This is a genomic window from Spirulina sp. CCNP1310 (assembly GCF_034932185.1).
GTDB lineage: Bacteria > Cyanobacteriota > Cyanobacteriia > Cyanobacteriales > Spirulinaceae > Spirulina.
The window spans coordinates 35,013-45,112 of sequence record NZ_JAYGHW010000043.1 but is presented as its reverse complement, the minus strand read 5'-3'; the positions used below and the strand labels follow the sequence as shown (position 1 = coordinate 45,112).

Genomic DNA, 10,100 nt, shown 5'->3' with positions numbered 1-10,100 from the left:
TGGATAGCCAAGGTCGCGTCATCAACACCTGGGCGGACATCCTGAACCGCGCTAACCTCGGTTTTGAAGTGATGCACGAACGCAACGCCCACAACTTCCCCTTAGATTTGGCTTCTGCTGAGTCTGCACCTGTGGCTCTGACCGCTCCTGCCATCAACGGTTAAGATTCGGGTTGAATAAACCTCATCCATAACTGAATAAAGCCCCCTCAATCATGAGGGGGCTTTGTTTTAGGTATGATATTCAGTCCGCTTTCCTCGTTCGTTGTGCGGACTAAAGTCCGCTCCCTTGTAGTGATTTCAGCGATCAATCCCCAGAGCTTTGAATGGGAGATTTAACACCGCAGCCAGCCTGCTAATAATGCTTTTTGTTCCGGGGTGGGGGATTTGAGCCGGATTAGTTTGTATTGATTGGGTTGGGGTTTCCCTAGGGTGACGGTGGTATGGCGCAGTTGCTCATCGTGGAAAAAGGCGATCGCCACCTCATCCCCCGGCTGAAAATCCTGCAAACGGCTTTCCAATTGCTCCGTATTCACCCGCCAACCGGCGATCGCCACCAACTCATCCCCCGGATCAATCCCCACTTGCGCCGCTGGGGAATCTGCCACCACAAACGTAATTACTGTTCTGCCATTTTCTTCCTTAGTGCGTAGGCCTAAATCGGGAGTTTTCGAGGCGATCGCCTCCAATTTCAACCCAAAGGGCTGTAGATACTCCTGCAAGGGTAACTCATCCAAACCCTGGAGATACCGCGTTAAAAAGTCACTCAACTCACAACCCGCCACTGCTTCGAGTACCGCCACCAACTGTGCCGCACTATAACCCCGTTCTTCCCGGCCAAACTGCTCCCACATTTGCACCATTACCGTATTCAGCGATCGCCCATTATCATGGCACTGCCGAATCTTTAAATCCAACAACAACGCCACCAACTGCCCCTTGAGATAGTAGGACATTTGGGAATTATCACTGTGGGCATCACGGCGATAAAGCTTAATCCAGGCATCAAAACTAGACTCACTCAAGGGCTGCACCTTCCGTCCCGGCGTGAGTAAATAACGGGTAATATCGCGGCTCAAACTCTCTAAATAGGTATCAACGCCATAAATTCCCGCCCAATGGGGAATAAGCAGATCGTAATAACTGGTAATCCCCTCACAAAACCACAGGGAAGGGGTGTAGTTTTCCTGAGTATAGTCAAAGGTTTCGAGTTCAATGGGGCGAATTCGCTTCACATTCCAAAGGTGGAAAAACTCATGGGCCACCAGTTGCAAAAAGCGATAGTATTTCTCGCGATATTGCTCCGCAAGGCCCGCGCCAACGCGCAGGGCAAACCGGGAATAAATCAGCGAGCAACAGTTTTTATGCTCCAAACCGCCAAAATTATTGGCGGTGAGATGCAAAATAAATTGATACTGATCATAGGGTAGCCCCCCAAATATCGCCGCTTCTGTGGTGATAATTTTTTGCGTATCCTGGATCAGTTGGGTAATGTCAAAATTCCCATCCCCCCAAATCACCCATTGATGAGGCTTGCCTTCTGCTTCAAAGTCATAGATTTGATTGGGGCCAATTTCAAAGGGACTATCCACGAGGGTGTCAAAATCCGCTGCCCAAAATAACCCCTCTCCCTTTGCCGGTAATGCCGTGGTGATCTGCCAATCAGGAAAAGGGGGGATAATTTCCACGGTTAAGGGATGTTGCTCGTAGCCGGGTAGATAGCAAAATAGGGCTGCACCGTTGAAATAACCATGGGTGAGATCGAGATGATTCGTGCGCACCGTCAGTTCATTGGCAAAGACGCGATAGTGAACGGTAATGGTGGGAGTATCCGAGCAATCAATACGCCATTGATTTTTGCTGAGTTTGTGCCAAGGCAAAGGTTGCCCGGCTCCATCAGTGGCAGTGAATTCCTGGACATGGCGGGCATATTCCCGCACCAGATAAGAGCCGGGAGTCCATACCGGCATGATCAACTCTAGATTAGTTGCCTGCCAGGCTTCCACCTTGAGCGTGACGTGGAAGTAGTGGTTTTGGGGCAGAGGCATGGCAACTTGATAGTGCAAGCTCATCCTTTGATCGAGGGAAGCAGCGTTAAACAAAGCAGTAGCGTGGGTCATGAAGAGGAAGAAAGAAAATTAGCAACAGGTATTGATCAATATTGAATGCACCCTCGAAAGCTGAATGGCAATCTGACTGATGTTGCGTCGATGGAACCCCAGAGGAGTTTTTTCACCGGAGGGGTCAAGTGGGAATGATGCACAGAGGATTGCTCTAGCAGTATACCGAGGGACTCTGGCCTCTACAATCAAGCTTGATTGTTTTTTTGAGGAGATACTATGTTTTCTGGTCAACGTCCGCAAAATTTAGGTGTGAAACAGGGAAAACTTGCCCCCTGCCCAGGAACCCCTAACTGTGTTTGTAGCCAGAGCTTGGCCGCTGGGTCAAAAATTGAGCCTTTACCGGCGATCGCCATTCCCCAATTGCGGCAAATCATTGAATCGATGGAGCGCACCCGAATTATCAAGGCCACAGAGGATTACCTCTATGCTGAATTTACCAGTAAGCTGATGGGCTTTGTGGATGATGTGGAGTTTTATGGCGATCGCACCGCCAACGTCACCCATGTGCGTTCGGCTTCCCGGTTGGGGAAATCGGATTTAGGGGTCAATCGTCAACGGGTGGAAGCGATCCGCGCCCGCATTCAGGGTTAGAACCGCCAGCCAATACTGAAGTAGATGCCATCATCCTGAGCATTTTGCCCTCGGTCTTCTAAGTTTACTAAGGGGAAACCATAGTCAAGACGGACGGTAATTTTGGGGTCAGGTTGCCAAATCACCCCCATGCCCACGCCAGCAATAAACCGTTGGCGGGGTAAGGGATTGGGATTGTTTTGGGCATTCCAGACCCAGCCCGCATCGAGGAAGGGTGCAAGGATAACCATGGCATCCCCCGCTTCATTGCGGGCTAGGGTGAGGCGATTTTCCACGGAAAACCGTAGGCCATTGTCTGCGGCCCGCGCATTTTGGCGAAAACCTCGCACGGACTGCCCTCCCCCAATCACAAACTGCTGAGAGGCTAAGAGGGGATTAAAGGCATATTGCAGATCGGTGGAGAAGATTAAAAAGTTATTGGTATTGAGGATTTGCGCCCGCTGCACCTGGCCCAACCAACTGAGAAATTGGCCATCGGGGAGCGGGTTGGGGTTGCGGGTGGCGTTGAACACATCTAAGCCGAGGCTGAATTGCGATCGCACCGCCCAAGCCCCCTGAGTATCCCGGCTTAGGTAATCCTGGCCAAACTTTAAAACCGTAGTGGTGGTGCGTCCTTCACTATCGGGCCCCAATCCAAAGGGGGTGGGGCCAGCAAATGTAAACGTCTGCCCCGTTTGGTAGGTTAGCCCCGTGGAAAGGGCAAATTCTGTGCGGGGATTGCGCACCAATGGCTGACGATAGCTCAGTTCATAGAGGGCAGAATTGCCGCTAATGTCAAGAATATTGAACGGCTCTTGCACGACATTGTTACGGTTAAAGGAGGTGCGCAGTTGTAGGGTTCCATCCATCGCATTGAGGGGATAGCGATAGGTAAAATCCAGCGTATCGGAACCCCCCCGCGTCGTGCGGCGGAACCCCACCCCCAAACTATCCCCGGCTCCGGTGAGGTTTTGATAGTTGAGATTGGCCCCCATCCGTTCAGAGCCAACACTGGGGGGAGAATAGTTATCGAGGCTAACATTGCCGCTTAAACGCCGGGCTTCCGTCACCCGCACGACAAGAATACTTTTGGCTGGCTCTGTGCCACTGCGTAAACTGGCTTCAATATTTTCAATCAGGGGATCATTGCGCAGGAGCCGCAATTGATCTTCAAGGTGGGCGGTGTTGAGGGGGGGGCGGGTTCCGAGGGCGATGCGATCGCGAATATAACTCGGATTCAAATCCTGAGTACCCTCAATTTCAATGGACTCAATTCCCCCCTCCAAAACCAGAATTTCAATGTTCCCCGTCCCTATACTCTCAGGATTAAGTACTGCGCGAGAGGTGATATAACCCTGGGCCAGGTATTGTTCCGTCACTTGATCCGCAATCTGTTGCAGTTCGTTTTCCGAGACGAAACGACCGAGGAGGGGGACGATCGCCTCGTCAAAATCCGAGGTGGTAAACAGGCTACTGCCGCTAATGCTCAACGTTTCAACAAAAATTTCAGACTCGTTGGTTGGGGCAGGTTCCGGTGGAGCGGGAGCCGGTTCGGGGGGGGGTGGGGGTTGATCTGGGTCGCGGGGTAGAGGTTCTGGTAGGTCTAGATTGGGTTGTAGGAAGCGGTCTTGATTGGTTTCTGGGATTTGTGTAATGGGTAATGTGGTGGGGAGAGTCTGCCCAGGAGCGGTATTAAAGTTGAATAAATCATCAAAGGGTACGGTTGGGATCGTCCGTTGCTCCTTCTCTGGTTTCGCTAGAAGCCCAAACTGTTGTGTTGTTGCTGAAATATCCTCAATATTCTCTTGTTGTGGAGTAGCCGTTGCGTCAGAGGTAGGCTGGTCTTTTTCGAGATCTCCACCTGACCAATGGGTTAAATTAGGTTCAATGCTTTTGGCGATCGCCCCTTGCCCCCCCCATCCCAACAACCCTAAGGTTCCCACTAATAGCCCCAAGCAATGGGCATGGTGCAGCATTTGCGAAAATCTTGGCATGAATTCCCTTTTCCTTAGATCAAAAAATTGGTGCTCATGATTACGCCTCAATCGGGATCTGCACCCATCAACCTTGCTACCCACGACACCACAGCGTTTAGCAACCCGCATTGATTCAGCCACTTTGCTGCTTCACCGGGTAGCGAAGCAGCCTTCAGCCATCACTGTGGCAATTCTAATCTGTGATTTCACGGATTACAAACTGTGAGCCGACTCAGTTGTTCGGGAGTTGATCAGTTTCACTCTCTCTCAAATCCGGTGCGTCGGGATCACGGCTAATCCGTAACAAGTAAGGGTGGTAGCGGTCTTGACGATAGGAACCGACCCAAATTTGATAGGTTCCCGGCAACCAGGCCCCTAAAATCGCCGGATTCTGGCCCGCATAATCGTCATTACACCAACTTCCCCCCGGCCCTTGAACCAGCAGCGTTGTATCTTCTGGACTCAAAATTTCCAGGCTCAGAAAATCAAAAAATTGATCCAACGTCAGCAGGTGATCCGGTTGGGTATCAATAAAACCCGCACACAGCCCTGTATCGGTACTATCCCGCTCCACAAAACCTCGCAGCGGTATTGCGCCCCCACTCACCCCCCGCAATGTCACCGTTGGGGGACTGAATAACCCCATGCGCAGATTTTCAAAAATTCGCTCGCCGCCGCTGACTTGGGCGCGACTGGGGATTGTGGCGGTGATCAGCAGCAGCGTTGTCACCAGGGTAAAGGGGACGTGGCGTAATGTCCTGAATTGGATTCCCATGATTGTTTTCAGATGATTGGCTTGATGAGGGGCGATCGCACCGTGATCACATCAGTACGCGATCGCCAAACTCCTCCCCGGACGTTTCCATGGGCGTAATGGTGTCTGACTGCCCTAAACCCAATGTTGCTCGCAGGTGGTCGATGAACTGACGGGCAGATCGGCCGGAGCGGCCATTATGGCGGGTGGCCCATTGTTTGGCTTGGGCATCAAGGTCGGGCAGTGAGATGCCATAACCTTGGGCTAAATGGCGCACAATTGCTAAATAGGTTTCCTGATCCGCTGGCCCAAACGTCAGGGTGAGACCGAAGCGATCGCTAAAGGAGAGTTTTTCCTGCACCGTATCCCAAGCCTGTACCTCATCCCCATCCTGGGGGCGGGGGCGATCGCTGAAAAATTCCCGCACCAAATGACGGCGGTTGGAGGTGGCATAAACCACCACATTGCCAGGACGGGCGGTGATATTCCCCTCTAAAACGACTTTGAGCGATTTAAAGGCTTCATCATCCTCCTCAAAGGAGAGATCATCGACGAAAATGATAAACTTTTGCGGCAGATCCCGTAATTGCTCAACAATCATCGGCAGGGCCTGTAACTCCCCTTTCGCCACTTCAATCAGTCGCAGGCCGCGATCGCCATATTCCTGAACCAACGCCTTCACTAATGAAGATTTCCCCGATCCCCGGCTGCCGTAGAGCAAGACATGGAGGGCGGGGGAACCGTTGAGCAGAAATTCGGTATTTTGCACCAGTTGGGCTTGAGGCTGTTCATAACCCACCAGATCCCTTAATTGAATCGGATCAGGATGGGCCACCCCCACCAATTTCCCCCCATGCCACCGGAGGGCGCGGTACTGTCCCCAAATCCCCACGCCTTGGCGTTGGTAATACTGGGCCAGGGGGGCGATCGCCTTTCTCCAATCGGGGAGATCATCGAATAAACTGACCGGATCCGGCTGGCCTTCCCAGGGAATCGGGGGGATCGCGGGTTTGCAAACCGTCTTCACCCATTGGGCAATTTGCCCTGCATCACAATCACACAACCCTTGGAGGGCGATTAAATCCGCCTCAGCCCCCGCCACAATTCCAGGGGGAATCTCTGCTAAGGGCCGCCGTTGGGCCTGTTGACTAAAGGGGTTATCAGCCTGGAGAATTTGCGCCTTGATAAACCCTGACCAATTTTGGCCCAGATCAGCCAAGGCCTGAAACCAAGCCCCATAGGCCCGTAAACAGGCCACCACATGGCCCGCTTGCAGCGCATCCAAAAGCACGAAAAAAGTCTCACCCACAGGATGATTGAGCACATCCTGATAGAGCAGCAGGCCGGCGGCTTGGTGTTGAACGGTACGGAGAGAAGAAGCAGCCATGGAGGGTTAGAGCAAATGATCGTATTGAGTGTCACCCTGAATATCTTTTAGGAGGGTTTTAATCTCCTGAGTGCGGTGTTTGGGAACGATGAGCGTGACCTGGCGATCGCGCACAATCACCACATCCTCCAAACCAATCGTCACCACTACCTCATCAGGATCACTAGCATAGACAATCGCCCCCGTGGTATCCCGGCCAATATGCTGCCCCAGTACCACATTCTCCCCCTGTTTAGGGTTGAGCCGTTCCAGAGCATTCCAATCCCCCAAATCATCCCAACCAAAATCCGCCGGCAACACATAGGCCAACTGGGTTTTTTCCATCAAGGCATAGTCAATACTCTTCTTCTCCAATTGCCCATAGGCCGCCTGACCTTGGGCCCGCAATGGTTCCAAAACCTGAGGGGCATGGCGGGCCAGTTCTGCCAACATCACCCCGGCTCGGAAAATAAACATCCCACTATTCCAACTAAACCGGCCCGTATCAATGAATCCTTGCGCGGTAGCTACATCGGGCTTTTCCGTAAAACGGCTGACCTTAAACACTGGTAAATCCCCCGCCGCCGTGGGTTCCCCCTGCTCAATATAACCGTAGCCCGTCGCGGGGGCATTGGGGCGAATCCCCAACGTCACAATTGCCGCCTCTCGCCGTGCTAAATCCGCCGCCGCCTGCAATGTGGCCTCATAGCGAGCCTGATCCCCAATCCAATGATCCGCCGGGAAAAACCCCACCAGCGCCTCCTCTCCGTAGCGTTGGGCGATTTCCAACGTTGCCCAAGCCACCGCCGGGGCCGTATCGCGCCCTTCCGGTTCAATTAATAAATTGCTCTCCGGCAATTGGGGGAGTTGTTCCCGCACACCAGCGGCCACGAATTCAGCGGTAATCACCCAAAGATTCTCCCAACCGCCAGCCATCCCCAAGAGACGATCAGCTGTGCTTTGGAGGAGACTGCGATCGCCCCCATCCAAGCATAAAAACTGTTTTGGACGCTGACGACGGCTCAAGGGCCAGAAGCGCTCGCCCTTGCCCCCTGCTAAAATCACCGGAATTAATGATGGTTTCATAACAACATTTCGAGTTGTGGGGATGCTCCTATCCTAGCCCCTTGGGGGGTAATTTCCGCTGCTGTGCAACGGCTTCCCTCGTCCCCGTCGCCTTTTCACCGATTTCGCGCAGAAAATCCGGAAACAATCTCAAGCTAACGCTATAATGCGCCATGAGTGGCTCATTTTGTCGGAATCTCGTTTTTGGTATCCCCAGCGGGAAACCTAATTGTGGTGGTGAGGTAAGCGTGAACAAAAGCATTGAGATGCGGTCTAAAGGTACGGCCAGTGTGATTAACCCTGAAAATGAACAAATAGCCAGTTCTCCAAGCCAACCCAATCCAGCCCCCGTTGCTAACCCAACGCCACGGGTTTCCCCTGGCAAGCGGTTTTTATGGGGCAGTGCCTTTGTGATTGCAGCGAGTCTCTCCGCTACCATCGGGGCCACGGTCGCCATGGTTAGCCCGCTCCCAGCGGCGTTGCAAGCCTGGAATGTCGGGGGGGAATTGGCCGCTGAAGGCAATGGTTTTGATGATGATGAACCGAAAAATACGGCCATTCCGGCGATTTTTGAATACAAAATTGAGCGGCCGGTCAATATTTTAGTGATGGGGTTAGATCGCGTTCCCGATGCTGAAGATGGGAGTGAAGCAGCCTTTACCGGCAACACCGACACGATGATTTTAATGCGGTTCGATCCCACCGATAATTCAGTGCGGATGCTCTCGATTCCCCGGGATACCCAGGTGACGATTCCCAATGTCGGCACGACGAAAATCAACGCCGCCAATGCCCACGGCGGCTCTCAACTCAGTATGGAAGTGGTGGGCGAAACCCTCAATGGTGTCACCATTGACCGCTATGTGCGGGTGACGAATGATGCTTTTCGCCGTTTGGTGGATCTGGTGGGGGGGGTGGAGGTGTTTGTGCCTCAGCCGATGGTTTATACCGATCGCACCCAGGGGCTTGAGATTAATTTACCCAAGGGTTGGCAAGTCCTTGATGGGGATAAGGCGGAGCAGTTTTCGCGGTTCCGGATGGATGAGTATGGGGATATTGGCCGGGTGCAACGGCAACAGGTGTTGTTGCAATCGCTGCGGGAAAGACTCCAAACGCCTTCCCTGTTGCCCCGTTTGCCCAAGGTGGTGCAGACGATGATCAACTATGTGGATACGGATATGAGTCTCGAAGAGATTCTCGCTTTGGTGAACTTCGGGATGCAGTTGGATAAGGATGAGGTGAAGATGGTGCTGTTGCCCGGTCGCTTCAGTGAGGAATTTGAGTTTGAAGGGATCAGTTATTGGATTATGTCCCACCAGGGGCGCGATCGCGTCATGCAGGATTTCTTCGATATCAGTCCCGGCTATGCCATGGGCGATCGCTCTTTACAGGGGGTACGCATTGGCTTGCAAAATGCCACTAATAACCCCGCTGTTGTGGAAGAAGCGGCCCGCTATCTTGCAGAGCAGGGTTTCCGCAATGTCTTTTATTCCCGTTATCGGGCTTCCCGGTTACTGCGGCGCAGTGAGATTATCGTTCAGCAGGGGAATACAGCAGCAGCGGAAGCGATTCAAGAGGCGATGGGCTTTGGCGTGATTCAGGCGGATTCCACGGGGGATCTGGCTTCGGAAATTACGATCCGTGTCGGTTCTGATTGGTTTGAGATGATGTCTAAACTTGGTCAAGAACAGGAAGCAGCAGCAAGCACGGGGGGATGATGATGGGGCAAGGGTGGCGGTGGATATTGTGGGCGATCGCCCTGGTGATCTTAACCGGCGGCTGGTTACTCCTGGGGGAGCGACCTGCTTGGGCGGCGGAGGCAAATCGGGTGAACTATACCCTAACGGATCTGCGCGATCGCAACTTTGCCGGCCAAAACCTCCAAGGCTCCTCCCTGGCCGGGGCAGAAGCTCAACGGGCAGATTTCCAAGGGGCCAATTTGGCCCAGACCATCCTCACGAAAGCAACGTTTTTAGGGGCAAATTTGGCCGGGGCAAATTTGCATGAAAGTTTTGCCGATCGCGTCGTGTTCGATGAGGCAGATTTAACGAATGTGATTTTTACCGATGCGATCGCCAGCAGCACCCACTTTCTCCATGCCAAAATTACCGGCGCAGATTTCTCCGGCACATTCCTCGACCGTTACCAAGTGGTGCAATTGTGCCAACGGGCGGAGGGCGTGAATCCCGTGACGGGGGTGAGTACCCGTGAGAGCCTCGGCTGTCAAGATTAAGGATGGAAGGGCGA

Annotated in this window: 8 protein-coding genes and 1 pseudogene; 4 read left to right on the top strand and 5 right to left on the bottom strand. The window is 52.9% G+C overall.

The annotated features are described in order from the left end of the window. A pseudogene (locus VB712_RS09495) lies at positions 1-164 on the top strand (photosystem II q(b) protein); the annotation flags it as partial. A 170-nt stretch (positions 165-334) separates the two neighbouring features. Here the strand turns inward: VB712_RS09495 and VB712_RS09490 are convergent. Next, entirely contained in the window at positions 335-2,119 is a 1,785-nt protein-coding gene (locus VB712_RS09490; protein ID WP_323254320.1) for a M61 family metallopeptidase, read from the bottom strand. A gap of 219 nt (positions 2,120-2,338) precedes the next feature. Here VB712_RS09490 and VB712_RS09485 point away from each other — a divergent pair, with 219 nt between their 5' ends. Next, positions 2,339-2,713, top strand: a complete 375-nt coding sequence (locus tag VB712_RS09485) for a DUF1499 domain-containing protein (protein ID WP_323254319.1) — start codon at positions 2,339-2,341, stop codon at positions 2,711-2,713. Here VB712_RS09485 and VB712_RS09480 read toward each other — a convergent pair. The 4 genes from VB712_RS09480 to VB712_RS09465 all read right to left on the bottom strand — a co-directional run bounded on the left by VB712_RS09480 (position 2,710) and on the right by VB712_RS09465 (position 7,874). Next, positions 2,710-4,686 (bottom strand): ShlB/FhaC/HecB family hemolysin secretion/activation protein, encoded by a 1,977-nt coding sequence (locus VB712_RS09480; RefSeq protein ID WP_323254318.1) that lies wholly within the window; start codon positions 4,684-4,686, stop codon positions 2,710-2,712. The two genes, VB712_RS09485 and VB712_RS09480, sit on opposite strands and share 4 nt — an antisense overlap. A 214-nt stretch (positions 4,687-4,900) precedes the next feature. Beyond that, complete coding sequence (locus tag VB712_RS09475; protein WP_323254317.1) at positions 4,901-5,443, bottom strand: hypothetical protein; 543 nt, start codon at positions 5,441-5,443, stop codon at positions 4,901-4,903. Positions 5,444-5,489: 46 nt separating this feature from the next. Beyond that, entirely contained in the window at positions 5,490-6,809 is a 1,320-nt protein-coding gene (locus VB712_RS09470) for an ATP-binding protein (RefSeq protein WP_323254316.1), read from the bottom strand. 6 nt (positions 6,810-6,815) lie between these two features. After that, positions 6,816-7,874, bottom strand: coding sequence for a mannose-1-phosphate guanylyltransferase (locus VB712_RS09465; RefSeq protein ID WP_323254315.1), 1,059 nt, complete (start codon positions 7,872-7,874; stop codon positions 6,816-6,818). A 227-nt stretch (positions 7,875-8,101) separates the two neighbouring features. On the opposite strand from VB712_RS09465, the gene VB712_RS09460 reads away from it, so the two are divergent. Together VB712_RS09460 and VB712_RS09455 are read left to right on the top strand one after the other, a co-directional pair. Further along, the gene (locus VB712_RS09460) at positions 8,102-9,571 is read left to right on the top strand and encodes an LCP family protein (protein WP_323254314.1); all 1,470 of its coding nucleotides are present in this window, start codon (positions 8,102-8,104) and stop codon (positions 9,569-9,571) included. A 2-nt stretch (positions 9,572-9,573) separates the two neighbouring features. Continuing rightward, positions 9,574-10,086 (top strand): pentapeptide repeat-containing protein, encoded by a 513-nt coding sequence (locus VB712_RS09455; RefSeq protein ID WP_323254313.1) that lies wholly within the window; start codon positions 9,574-9,576, stop codon positions 10,084-10,086. The last annotated feature ends 14 nt before the right edge of the window (positions 10,087-10,100 follow it).

Bases quoted from the DNA above. Each gene is read 5' to 3' on its own strand.
- VB712_RS09490 (WP_323254320.1), bottom strand. From the start codon at position 2,119: ATGACCCACGCTACTGCTTTGTTTAACGCTGCTTCCCTCGATCAAAGG.
- VB712_RS09485 (WP_323254319.1), top strand. From the start codon at position 2,339: ATGTTTTCTGGTCAACGTCCGCAAAATTTAGGTGTGAAACAGGGAAAA.
- VB712_RS09480 (WP_323254318.1), bottom strand. From the start codon at position 4,686: ATGCCAAGATTTTCGCAAATGCTGCACCATGCCCATTGCTTGGGGCTA.
- VB712_RS09475 (WP_323254317.1), bottom strand. From the start codon at position 5,443: ATGGGAATCCAATTCAGGACATTACGCCACGTCCCCTTTACCCTGGTG.
- VB712_RS09470 (WP_323254316.1), bottom strand. From the start codon at position 6,809: ATGGCTGCTTCTTCTCTCCGTACCGTTCAACACCAAGCCGCCGGCCTG.
- VB712_RS09465 (WP_323254315.1), bottom strand. From the start codon at position 7,874: ATGAAACCATCATTAATTCCGGTGATTTTAGCAGGGGGCAAGGGCGAG.
- VB712_RS09455 (WP_323254313.1), top strand. From the start codon at position 9,574: ATGGGGCAAGGGTGGCGGTGGATATTGTGGGCGATCGCCCTGGTGATC.